The sequence below is a fragment of the Exiguobacterium sp. s161 genome, from assembly GCF_018619045.1.
Taxonomy (GTDB): domain Bacteria; phylum Bacillota; class Bacilli; order Exiguobacteriales; family Exiguobacteriaceae; genus Exiguobacterium_A; species Exiguobacterium_A indicum.
This window is the reverse complement of sequence record NZ_JACSNH010000004.1, coordinates 158,568-178,394: the sequence shown is the minus strand read 5'-3', so window position 1 is coordinate 178,394 and position 19,827 is coordinate 158,568. Positions and strand designations below refer to the sequence as shown.

The following is a 19,827-nucleotide window of genomic DNA, read 5'->3' as shown; positions in this document are numbered from 1 at the left end:
ACTCCCCCTAGATAGTTTTCAGACAGAATTGTCTTTATCATACTCCCTCGAATTAAGAAGTTCTATCGAAATATGCAATCGACTAAACGTTTTCGTATTTTTTTGGTAAACTAGATAAAAGTGGACGTGTAATCATTAAAGGAGGTTGAGGGAAACAGTGGACCCTAAGACGGCTGATCATTCGATTGAGGATGTCTGGCGAAGGCTGGAACGACAATCACAATGGATGCCTGCGCAATTGTATTATCAATTCGAGGAACTCTTATCATTACATTTGGAGCAACCGATTCTAAATGAATTGTATCAAGTGTTAAAAAAATACGACGTACTGACCGATATAGAGCGTGACGAACGAAACGAAAGCATTCAAATGCTAATCGACGAAAACGGCGCTTGATTCTCGGTTTTTGGATTTCCGAGCAGAAGAAGTGTCTTCTGCTCTTTTATTTTTCGTTCCTACACGGATTACATACAGAAAGGTGGCACACATCAATCATGGATATCGTGTCGATCATCGGGATCATTCTTGGTCTCATCACACTAGTCGGAGGTATGATCTTAAAAGGTGCGCCTCCCGTTGCTTTGCTTAACCCAGCAGCCCTCGTCATCATCTTCGTCGGGACAGCAGCTGCCATCATGATCTCCTTCCCGAAGGAACGATTGAAAGTCTTACCTGCCTTGTTTAAAGTCATCTTATTCGAACAAAAGCTGATGACGAAACAAGTGTTGCTCGGACAATTTTTGACACTCTCGACACAAGCACGTAAAGAAGGTCTGTTATCTCTCGAGTCAGCACTTGAAGAAGTCGATAACGCCTTCATGAAACGTGGCGTCATGATGGTCATCGATGGACAACCATCCGAATATGTCGAGGACGTCATGACACGTGATCTCGAAAACATGACGGAACGCCATCATGCAAATGCGAACATTTTCACGCAAGCCGGTACTTACGCACCAACGCTCGGGGTTCTCGGTGCCGTTGTCGGTCTTGTTGCCGCCTTATCCGATTTATCGGATATCGAAAAATTAGGTCACGCCATTTCAGGTGCCTTCATCGCAACACTATTCGGGATTTTCACCGGATACGTCCTGTGGTTCCCGTTCGCAACGAAGCTGAAGCAAAAATCAGCGAACGAGATTCAATTATACGAGATGATGATTGAAGGGATTCTCTCGATTCAAAACGGTGAGTCACCGAAAAACTTAGAGGATAAGCTACTTGTGTACTTGACACCGAAGGAGCGTGCGAACTATGAAGCGGAAAAAGAAGCCGCATGACGAACATATCTCCGAAGGCTGGTTAATTCCGTACGCCGACTTATTGACCTTACTTCTGGCACTCTTCATCGTACTTTTTGCTTCGAGTAGTGTCGATGCCGTCAAGCTAAAAGCGATGTCCCAATCGTTTAGCTCTGTCTTCAACGGTGGATCAGGGATGATCACGAACAGTTCACTTTCTACTCAAGAAGAAGAGGATTCGAAAAAACTCGATGCGCGGACGAAGGCACAAAGCTATGAAATCGCAGAACTCGAAAAAATCAAAGAAGAAGCCAATCAATACATTAAGAATGAAAAACTTGAAAAAGACATCAAGGTCGAAATCACGAATGAAGGACTTGTCTTTACGATTCGCGACCGCGCGTTGTTCTCACCAGCTCAAGCAGAAGTAAGAGGACGCTCGCTTCAAATCGCAGAGGGGATGAGTGCACTGCTCGTCAAAGCAGGGCAACGTCAGATTCAAGTGTCTGGCCATACAGATAATATTCCAATCAACACAGCACAGTATCCGTCGAACTGGGAACTGAGTGCGGACCGGGCGATCAGTTTCATGCGTGCCTTACAACGGAATCCAAAGCTTGAACCAAAACGCTTCACCGTCAGCGGTTACGGTGAATTCCAACCAATCGCGTCCAATCAAACGGAAGCAGGTCGCAGTCAGAATCGACGCGTCGAAGTGTTGATTCGACCATTGATCGACTTAAAAGCGAATGTACTCGACGAAACAAAAGTCGAATCCTGAACGTAAAAAAGCTCCTTCGTGGTTGCCACGAAGGAGCTTTTTTAATAATACGGACGAATCATGATATAGACGATAACACCGGTCAAACTGACGTATAACCAAAGCGGCATCGTAAAGCGTGTCCACTTTTTATGCTTCTCGAAGTTTTGATTCACAGCGTGCGCGAGTGACATCAAGACAAGTGGAACGATGACTGCAGCTAGGATGATGTGCGTAATCAGGATAAAGAAATAGACAGGGCGAACGAAACCTTCGCCCCCGAATTTCGTCGATTCACTGACGGCGTGATACGTGACGTACGAAATTAAGAATAAAGTCGTCGTCGTCATCGCACCACCAATGAAGCGACGATGATTCACCCGATTGCCCCGACGAATGGAAATCCAAGCGCCGAGCAACAGCATGAAGGTAAAACTATTGAAGATGGCATTCAAAAAAGGAAGCAACGTCCAATCGAATCCTGAATCAACTTGTACGGGTGGCGCAAAGAATAAAAGGGCCACGAGCAAATTGATGACAAGCGTCAGCAGGATGACGAGCGGAACGAAATTCCGTTTAGTAGCAGGTTGTTGCATGAATCATTCTCCTTGTTTCCAGTCGAAATAACGTTTCAACCATTTTGGGATCGGACCAGCGAATAGACGTTCACGCCAGTAGACATCAGCAGCACGCTGAACCGCAGCACCACGAATTGGGTACGGGTGGACGACACGCGACAATTGACCGACCTTATCTTTACGTGCCATCGCATAGACGACTTCTTGCATCCACTCACCGGCTTGTTCTCCGATTGCATGTGCTCCAATCAGTTTTCCACGTTTATCGGCGATAAGCTTGACGCGCCCTTCCGTCTGACCGTTGATGACGAAACGATCGACTTCATCGAGACCTGTCTGATAGACCTTGATCTCACCATGTTTCTTGCGTGCCTCGTCTTCCGTCAATCCGAGATGGAACAATTCAGGCGTCGTGAATGTGACCCACGGAACCGCCCGATAATCCGGCTTCGTCCGTAGACCGAATAAAGCATTCGTGACGACCGTTTTTCCTTCAAGTCCTGCGACATGCGTAAATGGGAGCGAGTTGATCGTATCTCCGACCGCAAAGATGTGTCGCTGACTTGTTCGAAGTGAACCATCGACTTGGACGAATCCTTTTTCGACGTGTACGCCAGCTCGGTCGAGACGTAGTGCCTCGATACGTGGCTTACGGCCGACCGCGACAAGCACAGCATCCGTTTCAATGACACGTGATTCGCCGTTCGCTTCGACCGTCACTTCGATCCCCCCCGCCGACTTGCGGACGTGCGTGACCTTCGTATCGAGATGTAATGTCAATTCTTGTTCAAGCTGACGTTGAATGACTTCGACCATGTCACGGTCTTCTTTTCCGAGTAGTGTCTTCATGCCTTCGATGACTGTGACTTCCGTTCCGAGATGCGCGTACGCTTGCGACAGCTCAAGACCAATCGCACCACCACCGATGACGAGCAGTCTCTCCGGACGCTCCGTCAATTCGAAAATCGTCTCGTTCGTTAAATAATCAATCGTATCGAGTCCGTCAATCGGTGGAATGATTGGTTGAGATCCCGTCGAGATCGCAAACTTCTCACCTACGACAAGCTGTCCCGCCACTTCCACTTCATGGGCACTGAGGAATGTCGCTTCTCCGATATAGACATCGACACCAAGGTCTTCGAACCGTTTCGTTCCATCGTGTGATTGAATGATGTTACGTGCCCGATCGACGCTTGCTTTCGTTTTGGAATAGACCGCGTCCCCGTTCAGTGTCACGTTGTACTTTTCAGCCGTCCGCTTCATGACATGAACATCGTGCGCCGCTTCGATCAAAGCCTTTGAAGGAACGCAACCGTAGTGAAGACAATCTCCACCTAGATGCGTATGGCGTTCGATCAGGGCGACGTGTGCGCCAAGACTTGCTGCACCAGCAGCAATCGTCATTCCGGCTGCACCACCACCGATGACGACTAATTGATAGTTCTTCATCGTGATCCCTCCTCGTAGCGACGCGTAATGTCTTCCATTCGTTTACGGTTGACGCCCCAGTCGGAGTATCCGACACGTGATGCCGAACGGAAATGAATCACCTGTGCAGCTTCATCGAAGTAAAATTCGACGTCATCCTTGAAGCGAAAGACTTTACTCGTGAAGATGGCGTGGATGTATGTCCCTTCCTCCTTGACGACTTTGACGCGGTCGAGGCTTTGTAGGATACGTAGTAATTGAAACTTCGAATCTGCAAGCGTTCCTTTGAACGGGAGCGGACGCATTTTCATATCCTGTAGATCGGTTTGAGTAGATACCGCGTTCGGTTTTCCGGAGAGCGGTTGAAGCGTACCATTTGAAATACCAAGTGCCATGACTGATTCCTCCGTTTCCTATCATCTGATCCATTTCGTACTATAATCCACTTAACTTTACCAGTTTCTGTTTCACTCTGCCCGTCTCAGTGTTTACGCTTTCGTGACAGGTAGCAGAATCGTCGCGATGACGCCGCCTTCCGGCTGATTATCAATGAATAGCTTGCCTTCATGTGCTTCGACGAGTTCTCGGCAAATCGATAGTCCGAGCCCTGTTCCGCCCTTTCCTTTTTGCACTTGATAGAACTTTTCTGTGACGTGACGTAAGTGCTCTTTCGGAATGCCAGGTCCTTCATCACTGAAGGAGAGGAACAACACACGCTCTGAACGAACGAGTCGAATGGTGATCGTGCCACCGACTGGAGAAAAGCGGATCGCATTATCAAGCAGGTTCAAGAAGACTTGTTTCAATCGGTTTTCGTCGTATAGACCGACGACTTGCGCCGGTAACTTCTGTACGATCTGGACATTTTTTTCTTCCAGCTTTTGACGAAGTTGCGCCGTTACGGTCTCGATGATTTCCGTCAAGTTGACTTCCTGACGGTATAAGACGAGGCGGCTCGTCTCGAGTTTCGAGAAATCGAGTAACTGCTCAACGAGCGAAATCAAACGCTCCGTCTCCGAATGAATGATGCCCATCCCAAGCGACGCCTCTTCCGGCAACTGATCCTGTTCGACGAGTAACGTTTCACTCCAGCCTTTGATCGATGTCAGCGGTGTCCGTAATTCATGGGAAATACCAGAAATGAATTCATCTTTCAATGTTTCCTGCTGTTTGATCTGTTGCCCCATATAATTGATCGTCCGCGCTAGTTCTCCAAGCTCGAACGAGTATTCCTCGTTCACCTTGACGTCGTAATGCTGTTTCGCGATTTGGTCCGATGCACCGATGACTTCTTGAATCGGTCGGACGATCGACGAGACGAGACGTGAGGAATAGATGAAGGCAAGTCCCCAAATAACTGTACCCAGGAGGACGATCGCTAAACAAATTTCGATCACACGTCGATCGATTCGCTCAAGCGACGTCGTATAACGAAGCGCTCCCGTCGTCTGACCGAACGATACGACAGGTTCTGTTACTTCCAGTAAATGTTCTCCCGTCGCTTCATCGTCATATCGTTTCGTGACGGTCTGTCCCGCCCTTACTTGATTGACCGCTGCTCGCGTCAACTTACGTTCCGAGATGAATCCGGTCGAAGAGTAACGCGGAATCCCTGTCGCATCCAACACTTCGATCTCGGCGTCCGGATAAGCGTAAGAATCGAGTACATCATGAATCGTCGCTTCTGAATCGGCGTAATCATAAGCGAGGCCGCTATTCGCAAATAAGACAGCACTCGCATTCGCATGACGTTTTAAGACATCTGTCGCCGTCACGTAGTAATAGTTATAGGTCACGAACGAAAGGATTCCGATGACGAGTAAGACTGTCACCGTGATGATCGTCATGAACCGCATCAATATCTGGCGCTTCATTCTTCGTTACGCCACTTGTATCCATGTCCCCACAATGTCTCGATGAACTTCGGTTCCGCTGGATTCTCTTCGATTTTTTGACGAAGACGGCGAATGTTGACATCGACCGTCTTCCGATCACCAAAGTAATTCTCACCCCATACCGCATCGAGTAACTCATCTCGCGACATGACTTGATCTTCGTTTTTGATGAAGTGGCAAAGTAAATCGTATTCAGTTGGTGTCACTTCGACGTCAACACCTTCTTTTTGGACGCGCTTCGCCCCTAAATCAATCCGGAACGGTCCAGAGACGAGTTCACGCGGCTGTTTTCTACGGCGTAACGTCTCTACCCGTCGCAACAGTGACTGGATACGCGCAAGAAGCTCTGCTGGACTGAACGGCTTCGCGATGTAATCGTCCGCGCCTACGCTTAGTCCCATGACTTTATCCTCTTCTCGTGTCCGTGCCGTCAGCATGATGATCCCGACGACTTCATCCTTTGCCCGCGCCTGTTCACAGACGGCAAAACCGTCGACTTCCGGCATCATGATATCGAGTAACAGAATATCGAAGGTTTGTTGATCAAACTGCGCAAGCGCTTCTTTCCCATTTTCCGCCTCGATGACATCATAGCCTGCCCGTTTCAAATTAATGACGATGAAACTGCGAATCGCATGTTCATCTTCAGCTACTAGTATTTTGGTCATTCTTTTCTCCCCCTGATTCTTTATTCCACGAGTGTGACACGATTGACGAACACTTCATAATCCTTCGTCGCACCAATCACATAGACATAATCGATACCTTCTTTGATTTTTCGCTTTTGATCACTCGCAATGTATTGATTCTTCGGAATGACCTCTAATTCGAAATCAATCTGCTTCGTTTCTCGATTGATGAACCGAACACGATTTTCGCGTTTCTCGATCGTTTCACGCGTCGCCCAGTTGGCAGGGAACCGCATGACGAAATTGTATTCTTGATCGATGTACTGCTCTTCTCGCAGTTCGAACCCACTCTCGAGAAATGGTGGATTATCTGATCCATTCCATGTGTAGTATGCCGTGATGCGTGGTTTTGGTTCACCTTCACGCCCTTTACTGCCTTCTGGCGTGTATTGATGACCAAACTCGACGATTCCGTCTTGATCGACATCTTTCGGGAAGGTATACATCGGTTCGACGATCTCATCGACCTGACCGAAACGGACCTGTTCCAACGTATCGTTCGCTAAGCGGAATAATGCAATGTGCATTTTTGCATCTCGTGTATACGATACGATCAAGCCTTTATTCCGAGCGGCATTGATCGTATCGACTTCAAATAAATCATGTTCTGCGAATAAATCGCCATCCTGCGTCGAAAGCGTCGTCTCTTGGTGCTCTTTCGACAGGATGTCTTTATAATAGATCAAACGAGACGGACTGCCCTTTTGCAGAAGCACCATATCCCGCTCTCGATCTTGATTCAAATCAGCTACCGACAGACGATCGTATCGATCGACTTTCGTGACGTCTCGTTGCTTCGATAGTAACTGTTCAATGATGTATAACGTATTTTCACCATAACTGGTAATACCGATGACCAGGTGGTTTTGTTTATGTCGTGCGTCAGTTATGACTTCGAGTCGATCGATGGCTCGACCGTCAGCTACCGTCTGTCGCGTCACGAGTCGCCATTTTTCGCCTTGTCGCTCATGGACGAGCAGATGAATCGTGAAGCGCCCGTCCTGCTCGCTACGGTAAAAGGTGATCGCTTCATCTTTACCGTTTCGATCTAAGTCGACGAGTTCGTATAGGCGTGATACTGCTTGATTTCGTGGCGCCACGATCTCTGCCTGTTTCGGCAAATCGCGGTCAATCCGTTCTTTCAACGACTGCTCCCATGCCGGAAGGGACGGATGTTCGAGTAAAGAGGCGGGATGCGGAAACATCGTACTGCATCCTGCTAATAATAGACTTGATACGATCATGAAGAGATATTTCATAAAGTTGGAATCCTTTCCGTACGGGCTCTGTTTCCACTTTATCATACTCTCTTCGAGGAGAGTATATTGTCGAACGGGGGACAAGTTGTTACGATATACAGATAATTGAAAGGGGTTTGAATGTATGACGTATAAAATGATTGTTCTCGATTTAGATGATACCTTGTTGACAAGTGATCATACGATTTCACCACGTACGAAAGAAGCCTTACTTGCTGCGCAACGTCGCGGGAAGAAAGTCGTTCTTGCAAGCGGTCGTCCGACATATGCGATGCTTGATCTTGCAGAAGAACTAGAACTCGCACGATACGGAAGCTACATCCTGAGCTTCAACGGAGCTTCGATCATTGATTGTAAAACGAACGAATCGCTCTTCCTCAGCACGCTTTCCCCGGAGACGGTCCACCGCCTCGACGATTTGAGTAAACGGGAGGGTGTCTACATCCACACGTATATCGGAGATGAAATCCTGACAGAACAACCAAACGAGTATACGACGCTTGAAGGACAACTGACAGGCATGGAAGTCATCCCTGTCGCTGATTTTAAAGCCGCGATTCAAACACCTGTCGTCAAGTGTTTAATGATGGCAGAAGAGACACACCTCGCGCGGGTCGAGCAGACGCTTCAACAAGAGCTTGCAGGGGAACTCGCGGTTGCTCGCTCAAAGCCATTTTTCCTTGAATTCACGGAAGACGGTGTCACAAAAGGCACAAGCCTTGCCTTACTGTCTGAAAAACTGGGAATCGCTCAAGAAGAAGTCATTGCTTGTGGAGACGGCAACAACGATCTATCGATGATCGAATGGGCAGGTCTTGGCGTCGCGATGGCGAATGCAGCCGATACCGTTAAAGAAAAAGCCCAGTATATGACTGCTTCGAACGATGAAGATGGTGTCGCCCTCGTCGTCGAAAAGTTCATGATGGATGAAGAACCGACTATCTCAAGTCACTAAGTAACTCAAAAAAGCGTGTGTTCCGCATTCAACGGGACACACGCTTTTGATTTACGATAAACACCAGTCAATTGGCTCTCTTCCCTGCTCTTTCAGCCAAGCATTCGTTTGCGAATAAGGTTTGCTACCGAAAAATCCTCGGCTCGCTGATAAGGGACTTGGATGAACGGCTTCGAGAACAAGATGACGATTCGTATCAATCAGCACCTTTTTACTCTTCGCATGATTTCCCCATAGGATGAACACGATCGGTTGTGTCTGTGTTCCTAGGACTTCAATGACCCGATCCGTGAATGATGCCCAGCCTTTTTTAGCATGCGATCCCGCTTTTCCTTCTTCAACCGTGAGCGACGTATTCAGTAAAAAGACACCTTGTCGTGACCAAGCTTCGAGATTTCCGGATGTCGGAGCCGGACAACCGATATCCGCGACGAGTTCCTTATACATGTTTCGAAGGGACGGCGGGATCGGCACTCCGTCATGGACAGAAAAGCTGAGTCCGTTCGCTTGTCGTGGACCATGGTAGGGATCTTGTCCTAAAATGACGCACCGGACGTCTTCCGGTGCGACCGCATCAAACGCATGAAAGATCCGCTCTTTCGGAGGATAGACGGTCGTCGTTTGATAGGCTTCCTTCAAAAAAGCCCACAATTCCTGAAAATAAGGTTTTTCCTTTTCTTCTTTTAACACCGTTTGCCAAGATGGATGCACATGGATCCGCTCCTTTTTCAGTCTCAAGTCGCTGTTCGTACGTCTTGATTCTGCTATGATGGATGATGAGGTGGGAAACTATGATTCAGACAAAACAATTATTTGGACTACCATTCGTCGATGCGACACCTTCGCAATGGTATACCCATATTAAAACAATCTTACACGACCGCGGAAAAGCCTTTCTTGTCACGGCGAATCCTGAGCTCGTGTTGCGTGCATTGCGCGAACCTTCTTACGAAGCCATTTTACGGCAGGCGACGTTCATTACACCAGATGGAATTGGTGTGACCGCTGCCAGTAAACGAATGGGAGCGCCCCTCACTGCGACGTTGCCAGGGATCGAGACGGCACGTGAACTATTGCGGACGGCAGATGCACTGAAGAAGCGTGTCTTTTTGCTTGGTGGACGCCCGGAAGTTATGAAATCGTTAATCCATCAGTTATCGATTCGTTTTCCGAACATCCGCTTCGTCGGAACGTTTCACGGTTTTGGAAAGACAGAGGAAGCAACGCAAGCGATCGCAGAAGCACAAGCTGATCTTATCCTCGTCGCACTCGGTGCGCCAAAACAGGAGGAATGGATCGCTTCTGTTTATGATCAAGTCGATCACGGCATCTTCATCGGTGTCGGTGGTGCATTCGATGTCTGGTCCGGACATAGTAAGCGTGCTCCAAAATTATTCCGTCGCCTCAAGCTAGAGTGGCTCTATCGTATCTCGACGCATCCCCGCGGCTTTGAGAAACTTAAAGACTTGTTGTTCTTCGTAACGCTTGTACTTCGCAAAAAATCAACGCTCTCTTGAATGCACACAAAAAGGGCTGACTTAAAAAATGACGCGTCCTTTCACGCCCTTTCCTCAGGCGAGACACAAGCCAGTTTTTCCGCTTCATTCAAGCAGAAAAACGGATCTTGTTTGTCTCTGACAGCGCAAAATCGCGCTTTTCCTGTAGGAGTGGCGTATGACGTGTCATTCTTTTTATCTCTGGAAAAAGGATAATCAGAGAATCGTTTTGTTCACTCGACATCGCTTCCTAGGGAAAACAAGCAAGAGCGACCCTGCAACGAAGTGAAGCGGCGCGATGCTTGTCCCAGGAAAACGATGCGAGATGAACAAAAAAGCGCAATCTTTCTCGTTAAGAGAAAAATTACGCTTTGTCTGCAGTCTCAAGGCTCCCGACACGGCGGGAGCCTTTTTGACGCTTATCTTATGCGTTGACAGTTGAGAATGAACGACCGAGTTCTTTCGCTTTAGCGATTGCTGCTTCTTTGATTTCTTCTGCTTTTTCTGGGTTCATTGCCATACCTTCGATGAAGAGTGCATCGTAGTCTGTTACACCAGTGAAAGCAAGTGCTTGACGGAGGTAGTCATCACCGAAGTTAAGACCAGATCCTGTGTACACGCCACCTGTCGCTTGGATGTGGAGTGCTTTTTTGCCTTCCATCAAACCTTTAGGACCTTCTGCAGTGTAAGCGAATGTTTTACCTGCAAGAAGTACGCTGTCGATGTACATTTTGAGACGTGCTGGGAAAGAGAAGTTCCACATTGGTGTGACGAAGACATACTCATCTGCTTCCATGTATTGTTCGAGATGTTTTGTCATCGTACCAACTTTTGCGATCTCCACTTCTGTTAATTCTTCGCCTGTTGCGAATTTGCCCCATGCGCTTAACACGTCTGTGTCGATTTCTTGGACTGTTTCGTTATATAGGTCAAGAACTTCTACTTCAGCTGAAGGATTCGCTGCTTTGTAGCTTTCGAGGAATGCTTCACCGACTTGAAGGCTGAAAGAGTGTTCTGTAGCTTTTGGGTTAACAGTTACATAAAGTAATTTAGTCATTATTATTTCTCCCTTTTATTTAAAGTAAATTCTGTAACTAAACATACCAACCACCTTTTCGTTTGTCAATTAGTTTGACTTCTGATTGTAGAAAAAAAGCTCAAGTCCGTGACTTGAGCCTTTTCCATCATATGAGTGCTAATCCTTATGCATTTTCGAGCGGCGTATAATGTTCGGCTCGTAAACCGATTCGTTTCAATTGATCAATCAACTGTTCCTTTTCCGACACTGACAAATCCTTGAACAAGTCTGCTAAAAAGGCTTCATGCTTCGGGAATGTCTCTTCCATCAGTTCGCGTCCAGCTTCCGTTAGGGTTCCAAACGTGACACGACGATCCGTCGCACATGATTTTCGCGCAATCAATCCACGCTTTTCGAGTTTATCGACGACATACGTCACACTGCCGCTCGTTAACAGAATTTTATCGCCAATCTGTTGTAAAGGCGTATCCCCTTTGTGGTAAAGCAATTCCAGGACTCCGAATTCCGATAAATTCAACTGATGTGTTTTGATGTCTGCCTTTACTTGCTCCGTCACCGCATGCATCGTCCGAGATAGAACAACGAGCATTTTTAATGCCAGCTTCGAGTCTGTCGATTCCATTTTACGTTCGCCCCTCTTTGTGTTGTATCGTCACAATCATAGACTTCTTTGTCTACTCGGTCAATTCTTGCTGAATTTTCTCAATCAATCCATTGCTCAAAAATAGTTCTTGCCGTGAAACGCGTTTCATACCCTATCGTCTTGATATACACTAAAAAGGAGGTAATCATCATGTCGATCCATACTCGGTTAACCCAGCTATTCAAGCGGAATGTTGCTTTTGAATGGGCGATTGAACAATTGCACACACCAGCAGGATATTATCTGTGTCAACACACGTTGGTTGATCAATATCCTGATTTGTCTCCTCAAGAAAAAACACGACTGCTCTCAAAAATCAATGAATTGGCTGAACAGACATCTCCATTCTCGGCTCCCGTCTCCCGACAGGATTGGCGCCGACTTGAACAACGATTATCTCGCCAGACCTAAAGGAGGGATGCGCGATGACGAACATCCGAGACTTGGCACGTGAAGCAAACGTGTCCGTCACGACAGTCTCACGTGTACTAAATGATCACCCATACGTGGCGAACGAGAAGCGACAAGCTGTCCGAGAAGCGATAGTAAAACTTGGCTATATCCGTAATCAAACCGCTGTCCATCTTTCGACGGGTATGACAAAAACGGTCGGAGTCATGCTCCCATTCGTTGATCATCCATATCACGCCGCCATTCTCCAAGGCATCGCACAAGCGGCTTTTGACGCCAGTTATCGTTTCTTGACGTGGCAAACGAATTATGTGGAAACGCATGAGCAACTCGCTCTTGATGCGCTAGCGCAACAGGAGATCGACGCACTCATCGTCGTGTCGCACAGCCTTCCGTTATCAGCGATTTTACTGTACGAACGCTATGGACCGATTGTCTTTTGTGAACACCACGAAGACGTCGCTGCTGTCTATATCGATCACTATACGGCCTTTCAACAGGGACTTGCACATCTACGACAACAAGGACATACAAGCATTGGTATTTGTCTCTGGCGCCCCGACAGTACGAATAGTTTGGCGCGTAAACATGCGTATCAAGAAGTTGTCAGTGACGCGTTCGTCTATGAACAGACATTGACGATCGAAGATGGTGCGAACGTCGCAAGGCGCTGGATGCAACAAAAACAACGACCGAGCGCCATCTTGACTGCCAGTGATCACGTTGCCGCGGGACTGATCTTGGAACTACGAAAACAAGGCTATCAGGTCCCGGGAGATCTCTCTGTCATTGGCTTTGATGGAAGTGAACTCGCTGAAGTCTTATCGATGACGACGATCGCGATTCCATATGCTACGATCGGACGACATGCTTTTCAGCTAACAGTTCGAAACGATATGAATATTCGTCCGCAAATCGAAGTACCGTCAACGTTCATTGCTGGAAAGACCGTTCTTCCTTATACCTGAATCCATATAAAAAAGCGACGAGTTCATCGATTTGAATTCGTCGCTTCATTTCGTTCAAAGTGCCCCTGCTGCTACATACCGTGATCCCCAGTAGCCGCCACGGAACGATTCTTTGACAACTCTTCCATAGTACGAGTTCGCATTGATCATCGTACTCCCATCGACAGCGATCCCAACGTGCTGAATGCCACTACCGTGTGTAAAGAAGACGAGATCTCCGGCGCCAGGAGCTGTACGTTTCGTCGATGAATACTGAGCAGCTGCTGTGCGCGGAAGTGATTTTCCTAGTGCTTGATAGACGTAACGTGTAAATCCAGAGCAATCAAAGCTAACTGGACCGGTCGCGCCAAAAACGTAAGGGCGTCCTTTAAGACCTTCCGCTACCGATACGATTGTTGACCCTGTTTTGCTCAATCCTTTTGTTGCTTTTGCATTGTATGCTTTCGTATACATCGAAGCGATATACGCTGTTTTTCCTTGATGACGAATTTGGTACCAATCTTTCACTTTTCCGCTCACTGCCACGGACTGTCCAAGTTTCAATTGACCGACTCGCTTACTCGATGCTGTCGCTTTCGCTCGGATATTTAACACATCCACGGAGATCGTGACTTTCTTACTCGTTGCGGCTTGTGTTGATGACGGAACGAGTGTCCAGCTACTGATTAGTAACGTTAAGGTTAACAAAACACGAGTGACAGCTTTCATCGATTCATTCTCCTCTTATGTATGAATGTATTGTACGTCTGAATTGTCAGATAATTTCTGTTTTTATCCTATCACGTTCCAGATTTTCATCATATTACAGTTCTTTAACGTGCATTCTTTTTCGTAATACTTTTGTAACAAAATAAAAAAACAGGATGTAGAACGGCTTAGAATAGCCATTTCTACATACCTGTCAGTTTGAGTCATTTAATCGTTTTTTTAAGAATCAATTGACTTCTTTTTACGGAAACGTGCTAAGAATTCATAGACGATCGGCACGATGAGGAGTGTCAACAACGTCGAACTTGTGAGTCCACCGATGACCGTCACACCTAACCCTTTTGAAATCAATGCGCCACCTTCGAGTCCAAGCGCAAGTGGTGCAAGTGCACCAATCGTCGCAAGTGCTGTCATCAAGATTGGACGTAAACGTGTACCTGCTGCATCGAGTAGTGCTTCACGCGTCGATAAACCTTCCGCTTCTTTATGAATGACACGGTCGATCAAGACGATCGCATTCGTCACGACGATTCCGATCAACATCAAAGCACCAATCAAGGATGATACAGAAATCGTCTCTCCTGTAATCAACAGAGCAACCAGTCCACCGATGATTGCGAATGGAAGTGAGAACAAGATGACGAGTGGTGTCAATGCTCCTCCAAACGTAATGACGAGGACAAGATAGACGATCGCTACAGCTGCTGCCATTGCTAGACCAAGTTGTGTGAACGACTCTTGGATCTGCTCTGTGACTCCGCCTTGCTCATACGAGACGCCTGTCGGACGATCAATGTTTTTAACGGACTTTTCAATCGCTTGAGAAGCCTCTGTTGCTTTATCCGTTTTTAGTTCTGCTGTAACGGTAGCGACGAGTTTTCCATCACGTTCGTTGAGCGAATCAGGAGTCGTTCCTTTCTTCACTTCAACGAAATCGGACAATTTGCGAACGCCAAGCGGTGTCACGACATCCGTCTCTTCCAAATCTTGAACGGAATCGTATGTCGTTTGTTCGTTCGGAACGATGACATCGAGTTCCTTCCCATCTACCTTAATAGTAGAAAGTGGTTTTTCTTCTCCTTGGACATTAGCAATGCCTTGCGCAAGTTGTGCTGTTGAAAGGCCGAATTCAGCCGCTTTTTGCTGATCGACTTCGAACGTATATTGCGTATACGCTTCTTTTAAATCTGTCGTTACTTTTCGAACATACTTCGATTCACCTTCGATCGCATCAACGAATTTCGGTGTTACTGCTTCTAAATCTTCAATATTATTCGCAAAGATTGAATACGAGACGCCTGACGAAGCTGCGCCACCACTAAAGTCTTGCTCTTTCCATTCTCCTGTCGGAATGTCAGCATTCAGCTGTTTGATGGCTGTCTGTTTAACATCTGCGAAATCTTCCGTGTCTGGATCGTATTGGACGATGAAGACCCCTTGTTTCGTATTCCCTGGATTCAATGGATTTTCTCCACCGACGGTAAACTGAAGATTATCGATATTTTTTTGTTTGTTGAAATAATCTTCTGCTTGATCAGCTGCTTTTAACGAATCATCCAACGTTTGACCTGGTTTTGGATTGTACGTGACGTAGAGTGTCTTTTCTCCTTCTTGATTCAAGAAGTTGACACCAATCGTTGGTACGAGAGCAAAACTACCGATCAAAAGCAAGACTGAAAGACCAAAGACGATGAGTTTATGGTTAAGAGACCAATTCAGCATACGGCGATACTCATTCGCCAACTTTCCGCCCTCTTCTTTTTCCGGTTTTGGTGCTTTACCACGCTTAAAGAGCGAATCCGCGAACATCGGAACGACCGTAACCGCAACGATCAAGGACGCGAACAGTGCAAAGACGACTGTCAAAGCGAATGGTAAGAACAGCTCACCAACGAATCCCGTAACGAATCCGAGTGGCAAGAAGACCGCGATCGTAACGACTGTCGACGAAGCGATTGGAATGAAGACCTCTCGTGTTGCACTGATGATCAGTTCTTTTCCTTTTAACTTTTCCGTCGGATCCGTCAAACGACGATAAATATTTTCGATGACGACGATGGAATCATCAACGACTCGACCAATCGCGACCGTCATCGCTCCGAGTGTCATGATGTTCAAGGAAATATCCATCTGCTTCAAGACAAGAATTGCCATCAGAAGGGATAACGGAATCGAAATAACAGCAATGATCGTTGATTTAATGTTTCGTAAGAACAGCAAGATGATGACAATCGCAAATAACGCACCAATCAATGCTTTACTGATCATCGTCGAAACGGATTCCTCAATTGGTTTACCTTGATCAAGTGTCACAGATGCATTGACCGAACCGTTTTCTTTTTCGAAGTCTTTGATCGTCTGCTTGACTGCATTGACGACATCGACTGTATTCGCATCTTGCGACTTCGTTACTTGAACCCCAATCGATCGTTCACCATTCGAACGCGAGATCGATTCCTCGATCCCTTTATCTTCAATCGTCGCGACTTGTGACAACGAGACAGTTGGAACTTGCGTTGGTGCCGTCTGTGTTGCCTGATCTGACGCCGCACTTGTCGATGGTGTCGTTTGGGAAGCCGCAGGGGCTGACGATGGAGCTTGTCCTGCTTGTCCTGCTTGTCCTGCTTGTCCTGCTTGTCCTGCTTGTCCTGCTTGTCCTGCTTCAGGAGTATTCGATGCTGGTGGTGTATAGGGAAGACGAAGATCTTTTAATTCCTTGACCGTCGTTGCTTTTCCATCTAATACGACTGCTTGTTCCTTATCCCCCAACTCGTATAAGCCAAGCGCTAAACGGGAATCATTAGCTTGAATCAATTGTTTCGCATTCTCTTCGGTTAAACCGTAACGTTCGAGTTTTTTCTCATCGAAGCGAATTTCGATCCGGCGAATCTCTTGACCCGCGACTTGAACCGTCTGCGCCCCTTCGATTCCTTCAAGCTTCGGTTGAAGTTCGTTTTCAACGAGTTTCGTCAACTCAGACAGGGAACGCTCCTTATCCGAAACGGCAAAACCGATGACCGGGAATGCATCAAAGGAAATCCGTGATACTTGTGGTTCCTGAACACCTTCCGGTAATTCGACGTTTGAAAGAGCTTCTTTTACTTTTTGCTCGGCTTCTTCCATATCCGTACTGAAGTTATAGTCGATTTGTAGGTTCGATGCATTTTGGAAGGACGTCGAGCGTACAGTATCGACTCCTGATAAATTTTCGACCTTACTTTCAAGTTCTCGACTGACTTCATCTAGAACTTGTTCTGGTGTAGCACCTGGATAAATCGTCGTCACCGACACGGTCGGTGTCGTGATGTCTGGCAATGTCTCGAGCTTCATCGATGTTCCCGCATAAATACCAGCAACCGTGATGATGATCGTCATGAGCCAGAGGGCAAACTTATTGTTCACCGAAAATTGGATGATCTTTTTCATCGTATGGTTCTCCCTCACTCTTCAATTTGTTTATCTAGTCGTCGTGCACGTTCTATTAATTGCTGAATTAATCGTTGTCGCACATTTGGAGACGGTGCACCGAACTGAAAATGTTCCGACAATTTCAAACCGTCTAATGTAAAGCGAATCGACAATACTTCAACCGGATCCATCTGTTCTGTCAGTTGGCGAAAGAACTGCTCCGCTTGTCGCTTTCGTTCCTCGACGAACGTCGCATGATCCTTTAATAAGGACAACAAGTAAAGAAGCGCATCCATGTCGAGATGGAACTCCTCTTGTTGCTGGATTTGCAACGTCACGAACGCTTCCATCGGTCCCATCGTCAACTGATGCTGTTCATATAGTTCAAATTGTCGTGCTTCTTGCGCCTCGATGACCCCCATTAATAAAGCTTCCTTCGAAGCGAAATGATACAATAGTCCACCTTTTGAGACATTTGCTTGTTTCGCTACTTCTTCAAGCGTCAATTGGGTGAATCCTTGTTGCAAAATGATCGTCGTCGTGGCTTCAAGAATCCGACGACGAGTCTCTTGCGCTTTTGCACTGGCCAATAGTCTCCCCCTTCCCTCATATTTACTGTACCGTCTGGACGGTTTCTTTTTACAGTGTACGAATTCTTATTTGAAGATGCAATCGCTTTGTTTATGTTTCACGTGAAACTTTCGTGAACGAAAAAAAAGACTGACTCAAATGTCAGTCTCTACAAAGATAAGGACGTGAAAAGACGCGTCATTCTTTTTGAGTCAGCCTCTTTTGAATCCATTATTCGTCTGCTTCGCGTGAACTCTCTCGTAGTGCCGCTTGCATCGTATCGAATAAGTGACGCTCTCGTAGCACTTGGACGCCACGATCCGTCGGTCCACCAGATGCCGCAACATCGGCAATCAGACGATCCGTACTTGCGTCGGAGCGCATGAGAATTTCAGCTGAACCTTTCATCGCTTGAGCAACGATTCGACGTGCATTTCCTTCTTCAAAACCAGCATCCGTCAAAACCGGCACCATACCAGCTACGACTTCATAGAAGAAAGCAGGACTACATCCAGCTGCCGCCATGAATGCAGGCATCGTCGATTCATTTGCTTCCGCAATTTCTCCGACACGTCCAAATAATGCCTCGACTACACTTCGGATCTCTTCATTCACGCGTGAGCCGAACCATAGTCCAGTCATTCCTAAACGGTGTGCGACTGGGGTATTTGGCATGGCAGCAACTGTCGGACGTTTTGCCAACTGTTCGATTTCATATGGTGTAATATGTGCAGCAATCGAAACGATCGTCTGATTCGTCCATTGTTGATTCGCTACATAGTCGAGTACACCATCGGGTTGCATGCCCAGCATGACGAGATCGTATAAGGAGACGTCCTCCTGCTCGACCGTTTGAACGCCGTGTCGCGCTGCGACTTCTGTCAAGCGTATCCCGCCACTCCGATTCGTCATCGTGATATCTTCTCGTGCAAATCCAGAAGCGACCCATCCTTGAACGAGTGCCTCACTCATCGCACCGGCTCCTACTATTAATAGTTTCATCATCTATCCTTCCTTTCCCTCAAAAAAAGACCAGTCATGAACTGGTCTTGTGCGGGTCCATTATACACGAACGGCTAAATCTTCGACAGCAACGACTCGAAGTCCCTTATCGTCAAGTTTCTTAACGATTTTTTTCTTCGTCTTCTCGTCACAATCCGTCGGTAATGTAATCAATACACGACGCATGACGCTACTCTTCGCATCGAGTGTCATCAGACTCGCGACCGTTGAATATTTGTTGACGATCTTCGAGATCTTCTCAAGTGCCCCTTTTTGTTCACTTAGGGCTACTGTCAGGACGTAACTTCCAGAATCACGGTTCCATGCTTCTTCAAGCATTCCAAGCATTTTTCCGTGTGGCAGGATACCGAAGAAATGACCGTCATCATTTAAGACCGCGATATACGGTAATTCCTTGATTGAGAAGAAGACTTCAAAGAAATTACTTCCTGTATAGATGTATTTGGATGTATTCTTAATCAGCGACATGACGTTGTCGTCTAAGCTGCCACCATTCATCCCATGCCGATAGATGTGCATCTTATAGATGTTCCCTTTAAAGTCCTGTCCTGATTGGTCAAGGACCGGGACACAGCGGTATCCGGTTTTTTCAAGTGTGTCGAGTGCTTCACGAATCGTCGCTGTCTCGGAAATCGTGACACATTGATGCTTCGGAATACATAAACTTTGTACGAGCATAATAAAATCCTCCTCTTTTACCTAATTACGCAGACTTAATCATATCATTCGATTTTCATGCGCCATATCCTCTTTTC

21 protein-coding genes are annotated in these 19,827 nt (G+C 46.8%); 7 read left to right on the top strand and 14 right to left on the bottom strand.

The window, feature by feature from the left end:
* Positions 1-157 precede the first annotated feature (157 nt).
* From KNQ14_RS12105 to motB, 3 genes are all read left to right on the top strand, one after another.
* Positions 158-397, top strand: a complete 240-nt coding sequence (locus tag KNQ14_RS12105) for a hypothetical protein (protein WP_023469697.1) — start codon at positions 158-160, stop codon at positions 395-397.
* A 98-nt stretch (positions 398-495) separates the two neighbouring features.
* Positions 496-1,281 carry a flagellar motor stator protein MotA gene (motA, locus tag KNQ14_RS12100; RefSeq protein ID WP_029342903.1) on the top strand — a complete coding sequence of 262 codons (786 nt, stop codon included), beginning with the start codon at positions 496-498 and terminating at the stop codon, positions 1,279-1,281.
* Positions 1,256-2,023 (top strand): flagellar motor protein MotB, encoded by a 768-nt coding sequence (gene motB, locus KNQ14_RS12095; RefSeq protein WP_214861158.1) that lies wholly within the window; start codon positions 1,256-1,258, stop codon positions 2,021-2,023. The genes motA and motB overlap by 26 nt, the downstream gene beginning before the upstream one ends.
* Positions 2,024-2,064: 41 nt before the next feature.
* Here motB and KNQ14_RS12090 read toward each other — a convergent pair whose 3' ends face one another.
* From KNQ14_RS12090 to KNQ14_RS12065, 6 genes are all read right to left on the bottom strand, one after another.
* Complete coding sequence (locus tag KNQ14_RS12090) at positions 2,065-2,598, bottom strand: DUF420 domain-containing protein (protein WP_023469700.1); 534 nt, start codon at positions 2,596-2,598, stop codon at positions 2,065-2,067.
* A 3-nt stretch (positions 2,599-2,601) separates the two neighbouring features.
* Positions 2,602-4,029 (bottom strand): dihydrolipoyl dehydrogenase family protein, encoded by a 1,428-nt coding sequence (locus tag KNQ14_RS12085; RefSeq protein WP_064300689.1) that lies wholly within the window; start codon positions 4,027-4,029, stop codon positions 2,602-2,604.
* The gene (locus tag KNQ14_RS12080) at positions 4,026-4,403 is read right to left on the bottom strand and encodes a DUF1499 domain-containing protein (RefSeq protein WP_214861156.1); all 378 of its coding nucleotides are present in this window, start codon (positions 4,401-4,403) and stop codon (positions 4,026-4,028) included. Before KNQ14_RS12080 ends, KNQ14_RS12085 begins: the two co-directional genes overlap by 4 nt.
* A 93-nt stretch (positions 4,404-4,496) precedes the next feature.
* Positions 4,497-5,855 (bottom strand): sensor histidine kinase, encoded by a 1,359-nt coding sequence (locus KNQ14_RS12075; RefSeq protein WP_251133726.1) that lies wholly within the window; start codon positions 5,853-5,855, stop codon positions 4,497-4,499.
* Positions 5,856-5,878: 23 nt separating this feature from the next.
* Positions 5,879-6,571 carry a response regulator transcription factor gene (locus KNQ14_RS12070; RefSeq protein ID WP_023469704.1) on the bottom strand — a complete coding sequence of 231 codons (693 nt, stop codon included), beginning with the start codon at positions 6,569-6,571 and terminating at the stop codon, positions 5,879-5,881.
* A 20-nt stretch (positions 6,572-6,591) separates the two neighbouring features.
* A complete protein-coding gene (locus tag KNQ14_RS12065) occupies positions 6,592-7,851 on the bottom strand; it encodes a hypothetical protein (protein ID WP_251138391.1) in 1,260 nt (419 codons plus the stop codon).
* 124 nt (positions 7,852-7,975) lie between these two features.
* Here KNQ14_RS12065 and KNQ14_RS12060 point away from each other — a divergent pair, with 124 nt between their 5' ends.
* Positions 7,976-8,806 carry a Cof-type HAD-IIB family hydrolase gene (locus tag KNQ14_RS12060; protein ID WP_214861154.1) on the top strand — a complete coding sequence of 277 codons (831 nt, stop codon included), beginning with the start codon at positions 7,976-7,978 and terminating at the stop codon, positions 8,804-8,806.
* A gap of 51 nt (positions 8,807-8,857) precedes the next feature.
* Here the strand turns inward: KNQ14_RS12060 and ung are convergent, their stop codons facing one another.
* A complete protein-coding gene (ung, locus tag KNQ14_RS12055; protein WP_197026245.1) occupies positions 8,858-9,517 on the bottom strand; it encodes a uracil-DNA glycosylase in 660 nt (219 codons plus the stop codon).
* Positions 9,518-9,597: 80 nt separating this feature from the next.
* Here ung and KNQ14_RS12050 point away from each other — a divergent pair, with 80 nt between their 5' ends.
* The gene (locus tag KNQ14_RS12050; protein ID WP_214861152.1) at positions 9,598-10,323 is read left to right on the top strand and encodes a WecB/TagA/CpsF family glycosyltransferase; all 726 of its coding nucleotides are present in this window, start codon (positions 9,598-9,600) and stop codon (positions 10,321-10,323) included.
* Positions 10,324-10,726: 403 nt separating this feature from the next.
* Here the strand turns inward: KNQ14_RS12050 and KNQ14_RS12045 are convergent, their stop codons facing one another.
* Entirely contained in the window at positions 10,727-11,359 is a 633-nt protein-coding gene (locus KNQ14_RS12045) for an NAD(P)H-dependent oxidoreductase (RefSeq protein ID WP_023469709.1), read from the bottom strand.
* Between the two features lie 145 nt (positions 11,360-11,504).
* Positions 11,505-11,963, bottom strand: coding sequence for a MarR family winged helix-turn-helix transcriptional regulator (locus KNQ14_RS12040; protein ID WP_035412039.1), 459 nt, complete (start codon positions 11,961-11,963; stop codon positions 11,505-11,507).
* Positions 11,964-12,134: 171 nt separating this feature from the next.
* On the opposite strand from KNQ14_RS12040, the gene KNQ14_RS12035 reads away from it, so the two are divergent.
* Positions 12,135-12,395, top strand: coding sequence for a hypothetical protein (locus KNQ14_RS12035; RefSeq protein WP_035412036.1), 261 nt, complete (start codon positions 12,135-12,137; stop codon positions 12,393-12,395).
* 14 nt (positions 12,396-12,409) lie between these two features.
* Positions 12,410-13,363 carry a LacI family DNA-binding transcriptional regulator gene (locus tag KNQ14_RS12030; protein WP_214861151.1) on the top strand — a complete coding sequence of 318 codons (954 nt, stop codon included), beginning with the start codon at positions 12,410-12,412 and terminating at the stop codon, positions 13,361-13,363.
* Between the two features lie 54 nt (positions 13,364-13,417).
* Here KNQ14_RS12030 and KNQ14_RS12025 read toward each other — a convergent pair whose 3' ends face one another.
* The 5 genes from KNQ14_RS12025 to cbpA form a co-directional block, all read right to left on the bottom strand.
* Positions 13,418-14,071, bottom strand: a complete 654-nt coding sequence (locus KNQ14_RS12025; protein ID WP_214748740.1) for a C40 family peptidase — start codon at positions 14,069-14,071, stop codon at positions 13,418-13,420.
* Between the two features lie 219 nt (positions 14,072-14,290).
* A complete protein-coding gene (locus KNQ14_RS12020) occupies positions 14,291-17,497 on the bottom strand; it encodes an efflux RND transporter permease subunit (protein WP_214861150.1) in 3,207 nt (1,068 codons plus the stop codon).
* A gap of 14 nt (positions 17,498-17,511) precedes the next feature.
* On the bottom strand, positions 17,512-18,069 hold the full coding sequence (locus KNQ14_RS12015) for a TetR/AcrR family transcriptional regulator (protein ID WP_023469715.1): 558 nt from the start codon (positions 18,067-18,069) through the stop codon (positions 17,512-17,514).
* A gap of 211 nt (positions 18,070-18,280) precedes the next feature.
* Complete coding sequence (locus KNQ14_RS12010; protein ID WP_214861149.1) at positions 18,281-19,051, bottom strand: pyrroline-5-carboxylate reductase family protein; 771 nt, start codon at positions 19,049-19,051, stop codon at positions 18,281-18,283.
* A 60-nt stretch (positions 19,052-19,111) separates the two neighbouring features.
* On the bottom strand, positions 19,112-19,750 hold the full coding sequence (gene cbpA / locus KNQ14_RS12005) for a cyclic di-AMP binding protein CbpA (protein ID WP_023469717.1): 639 nt from the start codon (positions 19,748-19,750) through the stop codon (positions 19,112-19,114).
* Positions 19,751-19,827: the final 77 nt, after the last annotated feature.